18 protein-coding genes and 1 other annotated feature are annotated in these 18521 nt (G+C 55.0%); of the genes, 5 read left to right on the plus strand and 13 right to left on the minus strand.

The features are described from left to right. Positions 1-199: 199 nt before the first annotated feature. The 7 genes from pyrC to JOE21_RS03700 all read right to left on the minus strand — a co-directional run bounded on the left by pyrC (position 200) and on the right by JOE21_RS03700 (position 7085). A complete protein-coding gene (gene pyrC / locus JOE21_RS03670; protein ID WP_309862510.1) occupies positions 200-1489 on the minus strand; it encodes a dihydroorotase in 1290 nt (429 codons plus the stop codon). Next, the gene (locus JOE21_RS03675; protein ID WP_309862513.1) at positions 1486-2409 is read right to left on the minus strand and encodes an aspartate carbamoyltransferase catalytic subunit; all 924 of its coding nucleotides are present in this window, start codon (positions 2407-2409) and stop codon (positions 1486-1488) included. The genes pyrC and JOE21_RS03675 overlap by 4 nt, the downstream gene beginning before the upstream one ends. Positions 2410-2565: 156 nt before the next feature. Next, on the minus strand, positions 2566-3930 hold the full coding sequence (locus JOE21_RS03680; RefSeq protein ID WP_309862514.1) for a solute carrier family 23 protein: 1365 nt from the start codon (positions 3928-3930) through the stop codon (positions 2566-2568). A gap of 141 nt (positions 3931-4071) precedes the next feature. After that, entirely contained in the window at positions 4072-4611 is a 540-nt protein-coding gene (gene pyrR, locus JOE21_RS03685; protein WP_309862518.1) for a bifunctional pyr operon transcriptional regulator/uracil phosphoribosyltransferase PyrR, read from the minus strand. 176 nt (positions 4612-4787) lie between these two features. After that, positions 4788-5711: an RluA family pseudouridine synthase gene (locus tag JOE21_RS03690; RefSeq protein WP_309862520.1), complete on the minus strand. Its 924-nt coding sequence runs from the start codon at positions 5709-5711 to the stop codon at positions 4788-4790. Beyond that, entirely contained in the window at positions 5708-6199 is a 492-nt protein-coding gene (gene lspA, locus JOE21_RS03695) for a signal peptidase II (protein WP_309862523.1), read from the minus strand. Before lspA ends, JOE21_RS03690 begins: the two co-directional genes overlap by 4 nt. A gap of 184 nt (positions 6200-6383) precedes the next feature. Further along, a complete protein-coding gene (locus tag JOE21_RS03700) occupies positions 6384-7085 on the minus strand; it encodes a TraR/DksA C4-type zinc finger protein (RefSeq protein ID WP_309862526.1) in 702 nt (233 codons plus the stop codon). A 225-nt stretch (positions 7086-7310) separates the two neighbouring features. Between JOE21_RS03700 and bioA the strand changes: the two genes are divergently transcribed. From bioA to bioC, 5 genes are read left to right on the plus strand one after another with little or no spacing between them, the layout of a single operon-like run. Continuing rightward, positions 7311-8666, plus strand: a complete 1356-nt coding sequence (gene bioA / locus JOE21_RS03705; RefSeq protein WP_309862528.1) for an adenosylmethionine--8-amino-7-oxononanoate transaminase — start codon at positions 7311-7313, stop codon at positions 8664-8666. Next, on the plus strand, positions 8666-9421 hold the full coding sequence (gene bioD / locus JOE21_RS03710) for a dethiobiotin synthase (RefSeq protein ID WP_309862531.1): 756 nt from the start codon (positions 8666-8668) through the stop codon (positions 9419-9421). The genes bioA and bioD overlap by 1 nt, the downstream gene beginning before the upstream one ends. Then, positions 9381-10580 (plus strand): 8-amino-7-oxononanoate synthase, encoded by a 1200-nt coding sequence (gene bioF / locus JOE21_RS03715; protein ID WP_309862533.1) that lies wholly within the window; start codon positions 9381-9383, stop codon positions 10578-10580. Before bioD ends, bioF begins: the two co-directional genes overlap by 41 nt. Beyond that, positions 10577-11278 carry an alpha/beta fold hydrolase gene (locus JOE21_RS03720; protein WP_309862539.1) on the plus strand — a complete coding sequence of 234 codons (702 nt, stop codon included), beginning with the start codon at positions 10577-10579 and terminating at the stop codon, positions 11276-11278. The genes bioF and JOE21_RS03720 overlap by 4 nt, the downstream gene beginning before the upstream one ends. Then, the gene (gene bioC / locus JOE21_RS03725) at positions 11275-12102 is read left to right on the plus strand and encodes a malonyl-ACP O-methyltransferase BioC (RefSeq protein WP_309862542.1); all 828 of its coding nucleotides are present in this window, start codon (positions 11275-11277) and stop codon (positions 12100-12102) included. The genes JOE21_RS03720 and bioC overlap by 4 nt, the downstream gene beginning before the upstream one ends. 89 nt (positions 12103-12191) lie before the next feature. Here bioC and JOE21_RS03730 read toward each other — a convergent pair whose 3' ends face one another. From JOE21_RS03730 to JOE21_RS03760, 6 genes are all read right to left on the minus strand, one after another. Then, entirely contained in the window at positions 12192-12878 is a 687-nt protein-coding gene (locus JOE21_RS03730; protein WP_309862544.1) for a Gmad2 immunoglobulin-like domain-containing protein, read from the minus strand. Further along, on the minus strand, positions 12875-13048 hold the full coding sequence (locus JOE21_RS03735; RefSeq protein WP_309862546.1) for a hypothetical protein: 174 nt from the start codon (positions 13046-13048) through the stop codon (positions 12875-12877). The genes JOE21_RS03730 and JOE21_RS03735 overlap by 4 nt, the downstream gene beginning before the upstream one ends. 229 nt (positions 13049-13277) lie before the next feature. After that, positions 13278-16043: an isoleucine--tRNA ligase gene (ileS, locus tag JOE21_RS03740; protein ID WP_309862548.1), complete on the minus strand. Its 2766-nt coding sequence runs from the start codon at positions 16041-16043 to the stop codon at positions 13278-13280. Positions 16044-16092: 49 nt separating this feature from the next. After that, positions 16093-16323, minus strand: a binding site (T-box leader). A 147-nt stretch (positions 16324-16470) separates the two neighbouring features. Further along, positions 16471-17313, minus strand: coding sequence for a DivIVA domain-containing protein (locus tag JOE21_RS03745; protein WP_374709314.1), 843 nt, complete (start codon positions 17311-17313; stop codon positions 16471-16473). Between the two features lie 153 nt (positions 17314-17466). Continuing rightward, entirely contained in the window at positions 17467-18246 is a 780-nt protein-coding gene (locus JOE21_RS03755) for a YlmH family RNA-binding protein (protein ID WP_309862551.1), read from the minus strand. Beyond that, positions 18246-18521, minus strand: a complete 276-nt coding sequence (locus tag JOE21_RS03760; RefSeq protein ID WP_309862553.1) for a YggT family protein — start codon at positions 18519-18521, stop codon at positions 18246-18248. The genes JOE21_RS03755 and JOE21_RS03760 overlap by 1 nt, the downstream gene beginning before the upstream one ends.

Consider the following 18521-nt stretch of genomic DNA (forward strand, 5'->3'; position numbering starts at 1 on the left):
TAGGGCGAGATCCCGGGTCGGCATGGCTGTCTTCGTTTCGTTGCAAAAAGCGCAAAGGCTCTCTGCCAGCCATACCGACCCTCTCTCCGTTCTTGCGGAAAATTGAATGACCAGACAGGCTCTAGTACTTTAGCTAACTTCGATTTAATTGTCGGTCGTTATAGCAAAAAAGCATTCGATTGTTTCATCTCGCCTCTTCTTAAATGCCGTCTTCCCGCCAGATGACGCGTCCGTCCACCAGGGTCATCATCGGCCAGCCTTTTACTTTCCACCCCGCAAAGGGCGTGTTTTTCCCTTTCGAGTAAAAGGTTTCGGGATCGATGGTCCGCTCTGCTTCCAAATCGATCACCGCGATGTCGGCTTGGGCTCCTTCCTTCAACTCACCCCAGGGCAAACCGAACCGATCAGCCGGAATCCGGGTCATCTTATCCACCAACTGGGCCAGTGTCAGTTCACCGGTCAGCACCAGATGGGTGTAAAGAAGTGGAAAGGCCGTCTCCAATCCCACAATGCCGAAGGGGGCTTCCGTAATCGGCCGTTTTTTCTCTTCCGCGGTATGGGGAGCGTGATCCGTAGCGATGAAATCGATGGTGCCGTCTTTCAGCGCCGCCAGCAATGCCGCCCGATCCCGCTTGCTGCGAAGGGGAGGGTTCATCTTAAAGGCCGGATCCGGTCCCGGAATGTCGGTATCGCACAGCAGCAGGTGATGGGGGCTCACTTCGGCGGTCACTCGCTGTCCCCATTCTTTGGCCTCCCGGATCAAGCGGACGGAGGATTCGGCGCTCACATGACAGACATGGTAATGGACTCCGGTATCCTCCGCCAGCAGGATGTCTCGTCCCACATGGATTGACTCCGCTTCCGGCGGAATCCCCGGCAAACCGTGTTTCTCGGCGAACTCGCCCGTGTGAACACAAGCGCCCGGAATAAGAAGGTCTTCTTCTTCGCAGTGCGCCACCAAGGGCAGCTCCAGCCGAGCCGCTTCCCGCATGGCGGCTTTCATCATGCGTGGGCTTTGCACTCCCACCCCGTCATCGGAGACCGCAAAGGCGCCTGCTTCTTTCAATCCCGCCATGTCTGTCAAACGATCACCGGACAGGCCGCGGGTGATGGCGGCGATGGGGAGCAGCCGCACCCCGCTGCCGCTCTCACGGTTACTGGCAAGGATGCGCTCCACCACCTCCGGGCTGTCGGTGACAGGGGAGGTATTGGGCATACATGCGACGGTGGTATAGCCTCCCCGGGCAGCGGCTCGGGTGCCGGTGGCAATCGTCTCCTTTTCCTCAAAGCCCGGTTCGCGCAGATGGATGTGAAGATCGATCAAGCCGGGAATCACCAGCCTTCCCGCTGCATCGATCACCTCTTCCCCCGGCATCGCTTCCAGTTGGTCGGCGATGGCGGCGATCCGTCCGTCCCGCAGGCGAATGGCGGCTGTCCGCAGTTCTCCCCCTTCTCCGATCACCTGTCCGTTCAGGAGTACTGTCATCATCCTCTTCCCCCTTCCAGAGCCCGTTCAAGAACCGCCATGCGGATCCAGACTCCGTTGCTCATCTGTTCAAATATCTTGGAACGCTTATGCTCCACCAGTTCACTGGCGATCTCCACCCCGCGGTTGACCGGAGCAGGATGCAAAATGACGGCATGGGAGCGCATCGCCTCCACCCGTTCCGGTGTCAGCCCGTAGGCATGGAGGTAGACGTCCGGTGACGAAAACAACGTTTCCCGGTGCCGTTCCAGCTGCACCCGCAACATCATGACCACATCCGCCTGCCGGATCGCTTCATCCACCGGTAGGTAGGGAGCATACTCTTCAAGAGAAGGATCCCGCATCGATTCCGGTCCAGCCAGGATGACACGGGCACCGAAGGTTTTCAGGGCCCAGTAGTTGGATCGGGCTACCCGGCTGTGTCGAATGTCCCCGATGATGGAGACGGTGAGTCCTTTCAAGGTGCCAAATTGTTCCCGCATGGTAAACAGGTCCAACAGTGCTTGGGTCGGATGACCCCCGTTGCCTTCACCGGCATTGACCAGGGAAACCCCCGGATTTTCCCAAGCCATCTCTGCCAGGGTGCCGATCCCCGCATGGCGCACCACCACTACCTCCACCCCGACTGCCGCCAAGGTGCGCAAGGTGTCATAAAAGGATTCCCCTTTCATCGTGCTGGACGTTTCCCCATCGAGGGGAATCGTCTCCATACCCAGCCGCTTTTCCGCCACTTCAAAGGAGACGCGGGTGCGGGTGCTGGGTTCCAAAAACCAGTTGGCGGCAAACCGCCCCTTTCCAGTCTGAAACCATGCCTCGGGATGGTCACGCCAATAGGCGGCGCGGCAAAAGAGAGACTCCATCTCTTCCAACGACAATCCATCCGTATCGATCAAATGTCGGCGCACAAGTTGCGTTTCCATCATGGTTTTTTCCTCCCTCCAGGGTGTAAAAAAACTCCTGCCCGCAGCGGGAAGGAGTGGAGGATCCCCCTGAAGCATCGCGCACGAGGAGGTCCGACGGTCCGTTTTCCTTCCCGGCCTCACGGGACCGGTTATTAAAGGGGACTGTTGTTTTTTTGATTAAGCGGCTTCTTCCACGCTTGCCCCGTCATCTTCCCGATTGGAAGGCAAGATCAGGTTCAGCAGAATTCCAGTGACGGTGGCCAGCGCCATCCCTTCCACCTCGAAGTGAATACCGGCGAATTTCAGAGCGGCACCGCCCACCCCAATCACCAAGACCACCGATGCGATCACCAGGTTTCGCTTGTCGCCGAAATCGATCTGATTCTCCACCATCATCCGGAGCCCTGCCGAAGCGATCACCCCGAACAGCAGGATGGATACGCCCCCCATGACCGCCGGGGGGATCGTGGAGATCAGGGCGGACAGTTTACCCACAAAGGAGAAAGCGATGGCGGCGGTGGCCGCCCCCCCGATCACAAATACACTGAAGATCCGAGTCATGGCCATCACACCGATATTCTCTCCGTAGGTCGTGTTGGGTGGAGCCCCGATCAGAGCTGCCAGTGAGGTGGCCACCCCGTCACCCAGAATGGAGCGGTGCAAACCAGGATCTTTGGCCAGATCCCGATCCATGATGTTACTGGTCACCATCAGGTGGCCGATATGTTCTGCCAGCGTAACCAGGGCGACAGGCACGATCACCAGTGCCGCCGTCCAGGAAACCACGGGAGCAGTGAACTCCGGCAGGGCCAGCCATGCTGCCTCCCGCAACGGAGCAAAATCGACCAAGCCGATTGCCATCGCAACCGCATACCCCCCCGTGATCCCGACGAGAATCGGAATGAGACTGAGAAATCCGCGGAAAAAGAGACTGGCGACTACTGCGAACGCCAAGGTGGCCAAGGCGACGCTGAAGTGTTTCAAGGAGTAAGTCTTGACGGTAACCGTTCCCGCATCTTCATCCACTTGCTCCACCGTACCGGGAAGAGCCTGAAATTCCTCTACCGTATCCGGAAGCGGGTGGGTCACCTGCTGGGTACTGGCCATATCCACCGCCGTTGCGGCCAGGGCCAGTCCGATGACAATCACTACCGAGCCGATCACCACCGGCGGCAACAGTTTATGGAGCCACCCCGCACCAAATCGGAAGATGACCAGGGCGACGATTCCATATACCACACCCGCCAGAAAGCAACCGAACAGCGCTTCCCCAACCCCCTGGGTCTGGGAAACCGTGATGATCGGAACGATAAATGCGAAGGAGGAACCCAGATAGGCCGGAATCTTCCCCCGGGTAATGATCAGATATGCCAGGGTACCGACCCCGCTGGCCAGCAACGTGACCGCCGGTGAAAGGCCGGTCAGGAGCGGGACCAGGATCGTGGCACCAAACATGGCAAACAGGTGTTGGATGCTGAGGGCGATCCATTTACCCGCTTGCGGCTTTTCGTGGACATCCAGGATCATCTGGGTTTTCTTCATTGTGGAGCCTCCTTTTTTCGATCAAAAAAGCCTCTCCACCGTACCACCGGCAGAGAGGCCTTGGACATGCCCCTTTTTGGCATGCGTCATCCAGGCTTTTCCCTTGCCGGTCTCACGGGACCGTCTTTAAAGGGGGAACCATTATTTACTTCCAATGACCACTTGGTCTTGGGAATCGTATTCCGCCACCATCACTTGAATGATTTCACTCTTGGAGGTGGGCACGTTTTTACCGACATAATCCGCCCGAATCGGCAACTCCCGGTGTCCCCGGTCCACCAAAACCGCCAGCTGGATCATCCGCGGACGTCCCTGGTCGATCAGGGCATCCATGGCTGCTCGAACCGTTCGGCCGGTAAAAAGTACATCGTCCACCAGCACCACCGTCCGACCGTTGATATCGACAGGAAGCTGTGAGGCTTTTACTTCCGCCTGCTCCGCTTTTTCTGTCAGATCGTCCCGATACAGGGTGATGTCCAGCTCTCCAACCGGCACCTCCTCCCCCTCGATGCGCCGAATCCGTTCAGCGAGGCGCTGGGCGAGGAAAATGCCCCGGGTGCGGATTCCGACCAAAACCGTCTCTTCCACCCCTTTGTTCCGTTCAATGAGCTCATGGGCGATCCGGGTCAGGGCCCGCCGGATGGCGGCTTCATCCAGGATCGTCTTCCGGTTTGCTGTCAACGGCTCTCCTCCTCCCATATCCATAAAAAACGCTTCTCGCCGGAATGGCAAGAAGCGCACACGTCTCCTCATGCATACTCATGCACGTACCCTTGCCAGCCTCTCCGGACTGGATTAAAAGGTCTTCATACAGTTTCATTTATTATGGCCGAAAAACCTGCTTTTGTCAATGGGATTCACGATTGTCGAAATCCTTTGATCAACCGCTGCATGTCTTCCGGCAGGGGTGCCGTCAAACGAATGGGCTTTCCTGTGCGGGGATGGATAAAGCCCAATGTCTCCGCATGTAAAGCCTGACCCTGGATCGAAAAACGGTGGGATTGACTGCTGTATAAGGGGTCGCCCACCAACGGATGAGCGATGTGTTTCATATGCACCCGGATTTGGTGTGTGCGCCCCGTTTCCAGACGGCAGGCAACATAAGTGGCACGGGAAAACCGTTCCAACACCTCAAAATGGGTGACGGCCGGTTTGCCGTTTCGATGCTCGACCGCCATTCGTTGGCGGAATCGGGGATCCCGTCCGATCGGCGCATCGATGGTCCCCCGATCATGGGAGACATTACCGTGGACCACTGCCAGATAACGCCGTTCCACCTCATGTGCCTTCAGTTGGGCAGCCAGTGATCGATGCGCCGCATCGTTTTTGGCCACCATGATCAGCCCGGAAGTATCCTTGTCGATTCGGTGCACAATTCCGGGTCGCAACACGCCTCCGATTCCGGACAAATCCCCGCAGTGGGCCAGCAAGGCATTGACCAAAGTACCGGAGCGGTTTCCTGGAGCCGGGTGGACCACCATCCCTCGCGGTTTGTTCACCACCACCACATCGGTGTCCTCATAGCGGATGTCCAAGGGGATCGCTTCTGCCTCCACCGTCATCTCCTCAGGAGGGGGAACAACCACTTCCACCACTTCCCCTTCTTTTAGACGGTGATTCCCTTTCACTGCTCGACCGTCCACCTGGATTCTGTGATCGCGAATCCAGGATTGGACGGCCATCCGGGACCAGTCTTCCCCTTGAGTGGTGACAAACTTATCCAAACGTTGCCCGACATCATCGGCAGCTACGACAAAGCGATGGGTTGGTGTTGTGGTCAAGAACTTTCCCCCGCTTCCCGAACCACGCGGTCCCCCTCTTCCAATTCAGTCTGAGGGTGACGCAAAGTAATCCAGACCATAATCGCGACACCCACGACAATGGCGGAGTCGGCCACATTGAAGATCGGGTAATGAATCAGGCGGAAATCCAGGAAATCCACCACTTCCCCCATCCGGACCCGATCGATCAAATTGCCGATCGCGCCGCCCAAGATCAACGCCAATGACCAGCTCATCAACGGTTGCCGGCCCTTCAGCCGGATTAAGTAAACGATGATCCCCACTACCACAGCGATGGTGACGGTAATGAACAACCACTGCTGATCCTGCAGAATCCCGAAAGCCGCTCCCCTGTTACGATGGGAAGTGATATGAAAAACATCGTCCCACAAAGGAATCGACTCGTATAGACTCATCCTGTGCAGGACGAACCATTTAGTAACCTGATCCAACAGCAATATAAAGGCCGTGATTGAAAAATAACGCAACGTTGTCCTCCCCTCTGCTGGCAAGACAATCAAGCACCTTCATCTTCCAGATTTTCATTTTAGCACAGGCGGATGTCCGTCACAACAACAGCAGGTGAGTCTGAACAATCCGTAGCCGCGAGATCCCGGGTCGGGTTGGCTGTCTTCGTTTCGTTGCAAAAAAGCGCATAGCGAGAGACAGGCCTTAGCCCTCTTGTTCGCTTTCTTCTTCATCCAGCCGTCCGGACGCTTTCCCGCGGTTGATCTCCGTCAACGGATCATCGAGGGGACGGCCGTCTCTTCCCGCAAGCGCCACCTCTTCCACGTCATCCACAGCCCCGCGCCGTTCATCGGGATCGATGCCCAATTCATTATAGTTCTCACCATCCCGTTGAAAATCTGGCGGATTGGAAGTTCCGTACCGCTCCACTTCCTGCCAGGCGTCTTCTCCATCCCAAATGACGGAATCCTCACCGTCATTAAAAGAACGTCCGTAAGGCGGACGGAGCACATCTTCCTCCGCCGGCCGCCTGCGGGAAACATCCCGCTCCCGCTGGTGATCGATACAATAAGCCGTCTCCGGTACCGCTTCCAGCCGCTCATAGGGAATATCCTTTCCACAGACGACACAGGTTCCATACTGCCCCGCTTCCATTCTGAGTAAGGCCAGTTCCACTTCTTCTAGCTGTGTTTCGCTCTCTTCGTTCAGCGCAATATCTTTTCCCCGTTCGTACAGCTCCGTTCCCACGTCTGCCGGATGATTGTCATAACCGGATAATTCCCCGATGGAATCGTTCATGCCAACGCCCAGTCCAAAGTGGTCGTTGTCATTCAGCCTTTTTTCCACTCGTCGTTTTTCATCAAGCAGCATCTGCTTTAATTTCGCCGATTGTTCCTCCGTCAACATCCTTGTATCCCCCTGTTCGTCACCGCTTCTCTCGGTCGCCGGTGTTCACTTTCGCACAAGTCTCGCCTGGGTCACTTTCGTTCCCGGGTCTCGCTATGCGTGGTTGTCTTTAGGCTGTCCGATTCCCATAAAAGCATCCGTGGACGCTTTTTTCAGACTTATGTTATACTGACCCCGATTGTAAACTTAAATTAAATCGAAGTTAACGAATGGAGGGATCTGACTTTGTTCCTTCAGTCCGACGACACGGAGACATTATGGGAGAAAAACCGGCAATACTTGTGGAATCCCTTTACCCAGATGAAAACTTATCTGGATGATGAACCGCTGATTATCCAGCGGGGAGAAGGGGTACGGCTGGTTGACATCCACGGCAACTCCTATTATGACGGATATGCTTCCGTCTGGCTGAATGTCCACGGCCACAACCATCCCCGCTTAAATGAAGCCATTCGGGAGCAATTGGACCAAATCGCCCATTCCACCTTATTGGGAGCGGCCAATGTTCCCGCCATTTTATTGGCGGAACGGCTAGTTTCCATCACGCCGCCTTCTTTGCGCAAGGTGTTTTACTCCGACAGCGGTGCGGAAGCAGTCGAAATCGCACTTAAAATGGCTTTTTTATATTGGAAGAGAAAAGGACGACCGGAGAAGAACACCTTCCTCTGCATGGGGAACGCTTATCACGGAGATACGGTGGGTGCCGTCAGCGTGGGGGGGATGGATCTGTTTCATGCCGCCTACGACAAGCTGTTGTTTCCCACCCTTCGAACCCCGTATCCCCACCCCTACCGCTTTGACGGTACGGAGCAGGAATGTCTGGATTCGTGCTTGGAAAAGCTCCGCCGTCACCTGGATGAAAGCGGTGATACGATTGCCGCCCTCATTCTGGAGCCGATGATGCAGGGGGCAGCCGGGATGATCCGCATGCCTGCCGGCTTCCTGAAAAAAACGGAGGAACTGTGCCGTCAACATGACGTCCTGTTGATCGCCGATGAAGTGGCGACGGGTTTCGGCCGTACCGGTGCGATGTTCGCCTGCGACCACGAAGGGGTGCAACCGGATCTGATGGCGCTGGGCAAAAAGCTGACCGGCGGTTATCTTCCCGTAGCGGCCACCCTGACCAGCGATGCCATCTATGAGGCTTTTTACGGCGATTATGAGGAAATGAAGACGTTTTTCCACGGACACTCCTATACCGGTAACCAACTGGGATGTGCCGTCGCCTTGGCCAATCTGGATCTGTATGAGGAAACGGATCTGTTGTCCCATGTCGACCGTCTTTCCCGCGCCATTTTATCCGAATGGGAACCGATGCGGCAGCGGCGCCATGTCGGCGATATCCGTCAATTGGGCTTGATGATCGGGATTGAATTGGTAAAGGATCGCAAGACTCGGGAATCCTTCGCCTGGGCGGACGCGGTGGGAGTGAAGGTGTGTCGCCGTGCCCGAGATCTGGGACTCTTAACACGCCCCTTGGGAAATGTGATCACCTTGATGCCGCCTTTGGCCGTCTCACAAGAGGATCTGACTGCGATGATCGCCATTTTAGATCAGGCCATCCGAGAGGTGACGGAATAATGGGAGGCACCGGTCTCTTTGTCACCGCTACCGATACGGAAGTGGGAAAAACAGTGGTGACGGCCGGGCTGGCGCTGACCCTCCGTCAACGGGGAACCGACACGGAAGTGATGAAGCCGGTTCAAAGCGGCCATATGTGGAATGATCCCCAGGGAGACATCTGGAAACTGTGGAACTGGACAAACAGCCGGACACCGCTGGAAGAGTTGATTGCCTATTCCTATGCTCCCGCTGTCGCTCCCGCCTTGGCCGCCCGTCTGGAAAACCGGCCCATTTTACTGGAACCCGTGCTGGAAAAACTGGATCGTCTCCGGCGACACCATGAGGTGGTACTGGTGGAAGGAGCCGGAGGGTTGATGGTGCCCCTAGGAAGAGACTGGACCGTAGCCGACCTGGCTCTGGCCATCGGGTGGCCGTTGGTGATCGTGGCTCGGCCCACACTGGGCACGATCAATCATACCGTACTCACGGTGATGGCCGCCCGGCTGAAAGGACTGGAGCCGGCTGGAATCATCCTGAATGGACAGAAGCAGAATGACTCCGGCCCCGGTTTGTCTTACAACGTGGAAACGATTCAGCAATTAACCGGTGTTCCCGTCCTGGGAGTCACACCTTGGATGGACGTGCCTCTCACCCCTGATCGGCTGCAAACCATGATGTCAACGCTCCAGTTGGACCCGCTGTTAAAGAGACTGAGGAAGGAGAATACCCCTGATGATGGGAAAACCCCCGTGGATGCCGGAAATCAAGGATGAATTATCCCAATTGGAACAAGCAGGACGAATCCGTTCCCTTTTCCCCACCGAACAGGGGACCGAACCCGTCCTATTCCGCCAGGGTCACCCGATGGTGAACCTCTCCTCCAACAACTACCTGGGTCTGGCCTCCCATCCCACCGTTGTTCAAGCCGCCGCCCGTGCGTTAGAGGAGCGGGGGGCCGGGGCGCCTTCTTCCCGCTTAATCACCGGCCATGATCCGGCAATTGCAGAATTGGAAGCCGCGCTTGCACAGTGGAAAGGAACAGAAGCCGCCCTGGTAATCGGAAGCGGGTATCTGGCCAATCTGGGGGTGTTGTCCGCTTGCCTGTCCAGACGGGATGCTGTTTTCAGCGACCGTCTTAATCATGCCAGTATTATTGATGGGATCCGTCTCAGCGGGGCAACGGCCTATCGCTATCGGCATAGGGATATGAACCACCTGGAACGGTTGTTGCAGCAGGCGGACGGTAAGGGCTTCCGACAAAAATGGATCGTCACCGACAGCGTGTTCAGCATGGATGGGGATGTGGCTCCCTTAAAAGAGTTAGCCGACCTAAAGGAACAATACGGGGCAACGTTGATGGTGGACGAAGCCCACGGAGCCGGTGTATTTGGTCCCCAGGGAAAAGGAGTCGCCCATCACCTCGGCGTGGCGGATGCTGTCGATATCCATATGGGAACCTTCAGCAAAGCATTCGGAGTGTATGGCGCCTATATCGCTGCCAGGAAGGAATGGATCGATTGGATGCTGCAGCGCTGTCGAAGTTTCATTTATACAACAGCCTTGCCGCCTGCCGTGATCGGTGGAATTCGGGCTTCCCTGGAACTGGTTCAGTCCGGGCAAAACTTACGAACAGCTCTGTTGGATCACAGTCGTTGGTTTCGCCGCCGATTACAAGATCTCGGGGTGGATACCGATCCCTTTCCCAGCCCCATCATCCCTTGGGTGATTGGTGACGATCACGCAGCATCAGCGGTCAGTCAAGCACTTCAGGAGCGGGGAGTGCTGGGTGTCGCCATCCGGCCTCCCACCGTACCGGAAGGGTCGGCCCGAATTCGTTTCTCCTTGATGGCCACCCATCGCCGGGAAGATCTGGAGCAAGCCGTAGAAGCGGTGGCGGATATAACGGGTGCTTTCGGGAGGGAATCGGTATGACGGACCGGCTTTGGTTATCGGGATGGTCCATCCCCGCTACTATATGGAGAGAAAGCGTGCAATCGTTTCCCGCCGGGAAGCAGCGGACCATTGATTTTAATCAAGGAGGAGACAGCCCCCTCGTCAGCGCCGAGCAAGCCCTCTACTTGCTTCAACCCCCGGTCACGGTGATCGGTTGGTCCATGGGCGCGATGGTCGCCTTGGAGTTAGCGCTCCGCCATCCTCAGTGGATCGACCGCCTGATTCTGATCGCCGTCACCGACCAATTCGTGCGCGACCAAAATCGGGAACACGGTTGGGACTTACGCGTGCTTCGGCGGATGAAAAAGCAACTGCACCTCCATCCGGCGGAAACAATCGCCTCTTTTGATCAACGCCTGTTTTCCCCGGATTCCCCCGATGATCCTTGGAGGCGTCAGATTCGCGGAAGCCGCGCCCACGCTCTTGCCGGACTGGTGGCGGGACTGGAATATCTGGAACAATTCCGCTTCCCTCCTCACTTAGCATCTGAGATTACACAGCCGGTTTATCTTCTTCACGGGGAGAATGACGCGATTTGCCATCCGGAAAGCGGACGACGCTTGGCCCTGACGTTGCCACAAGCCGAGTGGACCCTGTGGAAAGATACAGGCCATATCCCCTTTTGGACCCGCCAAGAGGCATTTAAGCATTGGCTGGAAGGAAGGCTCAGACGATGAACCCCTATAAGCAAAAAGTGGAGAGACAGTTTAATCGAGCCGCATCCACATATGACAGATACGCCGATATTCAACGAGAGATGGCAGATCGCTTGCTGAAACAGGTCGACCTGTTAAATCCGCCACCCCGGCGCATACTGGAAATTGGATGTGGAACGGGATACTTAACCAAACGAGTGACCCACGCCTATCCCGATGCAACGATAGTAGCTGTCGACCTCGCCGCCTCGATGGTCCGGTCTGCCCGCGAGCATGTCTCCGAATCCAAACGGGTTCGCTTTTTGGTGGGAGACGCGGAGACGATGGATTTTCACGCCTATGCACCCTTTGACTGCATCCTATCCAATGCAGCTGTCCAGTGGTTTTCACAACCCGGAGAAACCTTGGCCAGATTGGCGGAAGCCGTTTCCCCAGGCGGCTGGCTATGGTTTACCACCTTTGGACCGGAAACCTTTGTGGAACTAAACCGCCTGTTTCACGAAGTGGAATCCCGGATGGGGCTGGCCCGCTCCCGGCATACTCTCCCCCTTTCCCCTTCCTCTGAATGGCGGCGTCTGTTTGATGAAGCGGGACTGTCTTCCGTTCGGGTCCGTTCCTTCCGCCGTTCCGTCATCTATTCCGATTGCCGCCATTTTTTACGGTCGATACAGAAAATCGGAGCCAGCTACGGCACCAGCCCCCATCCTCCCCTTCAATCCGGCCGACTTCTGGCCGAGGTAATCCGACAGTACGATCAGCGCCATCGAACGGAAGACGGTGTTCAAGTCACCTATCAATGGCTGCTGATGGGAGGAATGAAATCCGGGAGAAAAAGGATTCCGTGACGGACCGAAATCAAAAAAAGCGACTTCCAGATGGGGACCACCGGCCCGCCCGGAAGTCGCAACTCTTTTTAAGCCGCCATTTTCGCCCCTCACCATGGAAACCGGTCGATGGGCAGGTAATGGCTGTTTTTATGGGAGCCGTCATCGTCTTTCTCAAACAAGACCAGAATCAGCGTCCCGTTGGCCGGCAGTCGGTTTTGCGGGATACGGATGTCTTCGGTAAAGGATCCCCACTCAGGAGTGCCTGCAGACGCGGTCACAGAACCCTCCGCTAAAATATCGTGACCATCCTCCACCGTATAATGAACTGTTCCTTCGGAAACACGGGCTTCTCCCGTCACTTCATAATGGATGACCGGCTCCGACACGCGGATGTCGCGAAACCAAGGGTTGGAGCCCGATTTTTCCCCCTTCTTTAAATCAACCACCAGACTATCTGTCTCTTCGTGATCCATCGGAACCAGTTCCAGTGTCAGTGTGCGGTGGGGATTCACTTGTTCTTTGGCCACGGAAATCCACTGCACAAATGGCTTCCACTCGGATGAACCATTTCCCACACGGGTTCTTCCTCGAACCAGATAATCGTAGCCGTCGCTCACCCGGTATTCAAACATTCCATCCGGGAGTTTTGCTTTTCCGCTCACGCGCATTTCCAGTCGCGGCTCTGACACACCCACGTCGCGGAAGGCTTCATTCCCGCTGTCACCCGCTTCCACAGTGGCCAAAGGCATCACACCCAAGACAACCATCAATAACATTATCCATCCTTTCTTCATTGATCTTCCCTCCTGTAAAGGAAATATTTTCCCGACGCATTTACTGTATCAAAGTCGATCGGATGGATGGGCTTATTTTTGTGTCGATTTTTCAAAAAAGAGCTATTTTTTTCCTTTCCAATCAGTATATAGGCATCTTTTACACCTTCCGCATCATCATTTTCGGACATCATTCACAGGCTCCCTATAGTCCTGTTTCCTCTCATATGGGTTTTAAACATGGAATAGCGGCTGATTTTACTTGGACACGCAATAAATTGTATAAAAAGATGTCAATCGGATGAATCGATGATAGAATCCTGTGAATACGTCCAACAGAAACGAACCAGTCGAACTCATCCTAAAACACTCGCCCTGTGAGTAAACAAAAAATCCCCGTCTGAAACGGGGATTTTTTATTCACTCCATATGGCCTTGATGATGCTCTTCCACGATCGAAGCACACCGGTCGCACAGATCCGGATGTTTTTCATCCTGTCCAACGGCGGGACTGATCATCCAGCAGCGTTGGCACTTGCCGCCCTGTGCCGGTTTGATCTCGACACGGATCCCTTCCTCGGAGGGATTCCCCTCTGATTGCTTCAGCTGTACATCGGAGACGATAAAGAGTTCCTTTAAGTTGGGAACACTGTTCAACAGTTGATATTGGGATTCGGAAGGAGTTAGTTCGACCGCGGCACCCAAGGAGTTTCCAATCACTTTGTCCGCCCGAGCCTCTTCCAACCTTTTCAATACCAGATCCCGCACCTCAAGTAATTGGTCCCACTTTTTCTCCACGTTCTCATCCAGATAAGCGGATTCCACTTGCGGAAAACGCGTCAATTGCACACTGAACGTGTCGGTCCCTGGCACGTACTTCCATACTTCTTCGGTCGTGTGGGGGAGGATCGGGTTCAGCATCCGCACCAGGGCGTGCAGAATCTCCAGCATCGCCGTTTGGGAAGAACGGCGTTTGGGATCCGCCGCCGGCAGGATATAGAGTCGGTCCTTCAACACATCCAGATAGAACTGGCTGAGGAAAACGGTACAGAAGTGATGGATGGAGGAGTAGACACTGTGGAACTCATGGTTTTCATACGCACGGGTCACCCGTTCCACCAACCGCTGTAACTGTACCAGGGCGTAGCGGTCGATCTCATCCAAATCCTCCATCGCCACCCGGTCCGACACCGGATCAAAGTCGTTCAAGTTGCCTAGGAGAAAACGGAACGTATTTCGGATTTTCCGATACACTTCGGCGATCTGTTTCAAGATATCCTCGGATACCCGTACATCCGCCTGATAATCCACCGAGGAGACCCACAACCGCAAAATATCGGCACCGTACGTTTTCATCACTTTAAGGGGATCGATTACATTGCCCAGGGATTTGGACATTTTCCGCCCTTCCCCATCCAAGGTGAATCCGTGTGAGAGCACTCCCTTGTAAGGAGCGCGTCCCTGGGTGGCAACTGCCGTGGACAGAGATGAGTTGAACCAACCCCGATACTGGTCGGAACCTTCCAGATAAAGATCCGCAGGCCAGGCGGCATCCTCCCGTTGCATCAGAACGGAAGCGTGACTGCTTCCGGAATCGAACCAGACGTCCATGATGTCTGTCTCTTTGCGGAAGGTATCATTTCCGCATTCGGCACAGACTGCCCCGTCGTGTAAGAGGTCCGCGACCTCCTTTGCAAACCAGGCGGAGGAGCCTTCTTTGGCAAAGATGGAAGCGATGTGTTCAATCGATTCATCCGTGATATGCGGATGGCTGCATTTTTCACAATAGAAGATAGGCAGAGGCACCCCCCACACTCGCTGGCGTGAGATACACCAATCACCGCGATCGGCCACCATGTTGTGAAGCCGGACTTCTCCCCAAGCCGGTGTCCACTTGACCTGGCGAATCGCTTCCAACAGGTTCTCCCGGAAGCCGTCAATGGAGGCGAACCACTGCTCGGTCGCCCGGAAAATGACCGGTTTCTTGGTTCGCCAGTCATGGGGATATTGGTGGGTGAGAAAAGTCAGTTTGAGCAGATAGCCTTCCTCTTCCAGCTTCTGCGTAACCACTTTATTGGCATCTTCATAGAAAAGCCCTTCAAATCCGGGCGCTTCCGCCATAAATTTCCCTTTTTCATCAACCGGACACAGAATGCCCAGGTCGTATTTCTTGCCCAGTTCAAAGTCTTCCGCACCGTGACCCGGCGCTGTATGAACACAGCCGGTACCGGCATCCAAGGTGACATGATCTCCCAACACCACCGGCGACTCCCGATCGTAGAAAGGATGACGGCAGATCACGCCGGATAGTCGGGATCCTTGGAAGCGCTCCCCTTTTTCATATTCCTCGATCTCTGCCAGCTGCATCACCGAATCCACCAGCTCCTCCGCCATCAGAAGCTGCCGATCGCCCACTTTAACCAAAGTGTAGGTGAGGTCGGCATGAACGGCAATCGCCAGATTGGCGGGAATCGTCCATGGAGTGGTCGTCCAGATGACCACAAAGGTGTTTTCCGTCGGCAACACCCCGTTCCCGTCTTTCACCGGAAACTGTACATAGATTGAAGGGGAACGCTTATCCTGATATTCGATTTCGGCGTCAGCCAGAGCCGATTCCGACGACGGCGACCAATAGATAGACCGATATCCGCGATAGATATGGCCTCTTTTCACCATCTCCCCGAAGACGCGGATCTGTTGCGCTTCATATTTTGGATCCAAGGTGACATAAGGGTTTTCCCAATCTCCCCGTACACCGAGCCGCTTAAATTGCTCTCGTTGCTTATTGATGAAAGACCAGGCGTATTCTTCGCAATGCTGCCGGAATTGAACCGGATCCATCTTCTTCCGATCCACTTTCTTTTTTGTGGTGACCGCATGTTCAATCGGCAACCCATGGGTGTCCCACCCCGGAATATAAGGGGCGTCATACCCTTGCAGGGACCGGAAGCGAACGATGAAGTCCTTTAAAATCTTGTTCAAAGCGTGACCGATGTGGATATCGCCATTGGCGTAGGGCGGTCCGTCATGAAGAATATATTTGGGCTGTCCTTGGCGGGATTCCCTCACCTTCTCGTAGATCCGTTCTTCACTCCACCAACGTTGCATTTCCGGTTCCCGGTTAGGGAGATTTCCGCGCATCGGGAAATCGGTTTGCGGCAGATTAAGCGTTTTTTTGTAATCCATGCTTTCCACTCCTTCCATGGACGCGGAACATAAAAAAACTCCTCTATCCCATAGGGACGAGAAGTTACCCGCGGTACCACCCTGATAGGCCTCCCCGCTGGGGCGTGGAGAGCCCTCTTCACCATTCTTAACGGGAATGACGCGGTTCTCCCTACTTCCTGAAGGTTTCAGGGAACGGCTCCCGGGTGATTTTCGGACAGATGCTTGGACCGGGCTCCCACCTTCCCCGATTCGCTGAAACCAATGCGATTCTGCCTACTCTCCCGATCGTCGCCTTGCCAACACCGCCGCAAAAGAGATGCAGGCGGTTGCCAAAGCCCAAGATGGGCTCTTTTGTGATGACAGGCTTTCCCTCTACATGGGTTGGCCGCAGTCAACGAAATGTTGATGAATTTTACCATAAAACATTTTTGTAAGTCAATGATTTTTAGAACATCGCTTTCCGTTTCATCTTACGAGAAGTACGACGCAGCTCCCGGCGGGGCTCGTCCTCTTCATCCATGTAAGAGTGCTCATTATCATCCATCGGAGCATGGGTGCTGTATTGGTCTGTATGACCGTAATCCTGTTGATGGGAACGATCCTCCAACGCCAACTGCTGTGAATCCTGTTCGGCGTATTGGTCCAACTGCTGCCCTGCTTCATCCAATCCGTGTTCCAATTCTTCAAGAGACTCCCAGTCCGAGTTGTCCAGAATGTCCAGATGGGATTGAACCAATGTCCGGAAACGGGCGCGGTACACGGTCGCTTTCTGTTTCAAATCCAGCAGTTCGCTGTGAATGGCCCGTGCTTTCTGCAAAGCTTCGTTGATAACCCGGTCGGCGTTTTTCTCCGCTTCCTGGACAATCAACTCGGCTTCCTTTTTGGCGTTCAAGCGCACTTCCTCCGCCACTTCCTGCGCCACACGGATGGATTTGTGAATGCTCTGTTCCATCGAAGAAAGCGAGGACGGGGATGGATGCATCGGAGCCGGCGGTTCCGGTGCCTGATAACGAGGCTGTGGTGGAGCCGGCGGTTGGGGAGCAACATGTTGCGGCGGAGGCTGCGGAGGTTCGTGGGATACCGGAGCAGCCATCTCTTGCTCTTCCAGTGCTTGCTCCAACTCTTGTTGCAACTCCTCAACCTGCTGCTCCAATTGTTGCTTTTCCCGGATCAGAAATTCGAAATCCTTGATAATCTGATCGAGGAAGTCGTTCACTTCATCTACATCATAGCCGCGAAACGAGCGTTTAAATTCTTTGTTGTGTATATCCAAAGGACTAAGCGGCAAGATTGACACCTCCTCAAGGGATTGGCTTCGCCATCTCTTATTCTACAATGGTAGCAAAATTCCTTCCATCTGGCTACAGCCGTTTCAAGCATGACAAGTAGCAGTCCTGGGGACAAAGGGGATTCCAGCAGCTAAAACCCATTGATTTTTTCTCTAAAGGGATCGAATCAAATTTAACAAAAAGCGCCCTTTTTTGGAAACCCCCAATTTTTCCCCTACCTGGATACGGCCGGATCCTCTCAGAGAAAGAACATCGCCTTCCTCCACCGTCTCAGCAGGGTTTCCCGTCGTTTTCCAGTTAATCTGGGCGTTTCCGTTTTTGACGGCGGTTGACACCCGGGATCGAGAAAGACGAAACCCTTCCGCCAGTACCGCATCCAGTCGCAGGGAGGCGACTGACACCGACACGGTTTCAGTTCGTGTCTCGGGTACAATCAGCTCCTCCCGTTGGATCGTTTCCACATGGACAGGGTGGCGACCGATCCGGTTCAACTGGGAACGGATAAATTCCGCCAACTCCTCGGCCACGACCACATGACAACCACCTGGAAAGGGCAGGATGTCTCCCAATTTGTCCCGTTTCAACCCCAGACCCAGGAGTGAACCCAATACATCAGGATGGCGCAGATCACGGCCGCGTTCTGCCGGTTCCAAGGATAAATAAGCCAATCCGTGGTCCGCATCCTCTACATAAGGGGGTAACACCTTCATCCGACAACGTTCCGCCCCTTCATATCCGCCATCCGCGGTAGCGGACAGGTCGGTGGATCGGTTGATCACCATGGTGGCCACCCGCTGCTCCCGCGGGTTTAAAAAGGGAGTGAGGACCGGCTGATACCGAACTTCCGCCAGGGTCATCCAGTCCAATACCCGTTCCGCCAATACCCGCTCTTCCGGACGGAAGTGGCGAAACCACGCTTCCTTTCCTCCCATCAAACCAATCCGAACAACAGCCTGATGATGAAAACAACCCCGTTTTGGATAAAGTGGAGAGCGATCAATGCCACGATCGGGGAGATGTCGATCATGCCCAGGGGCGGAATGAAGCTGCGAAAAATGGATAGGTACGGCTCTACCAGCCGACCCAGGAAAACGGCGATGGGAGACTCCCTCCCATTGGGAAACCAGGATAAAATGATGTATCCAAAAAGCATGAATCGGTAAATCATGAACAGCGTGAGTGTCACTTCCAGTACGATTCTTTCCAT

The organism is Desmospora profundinema, from assembly GCF_031454155.1.
Classification (GTDB): domain Bacteria; phylum Bacillota; class Bacilli; order Thermoactinomycetales; family DSM-45169; genus Desmospora; species Desmospora profundinema.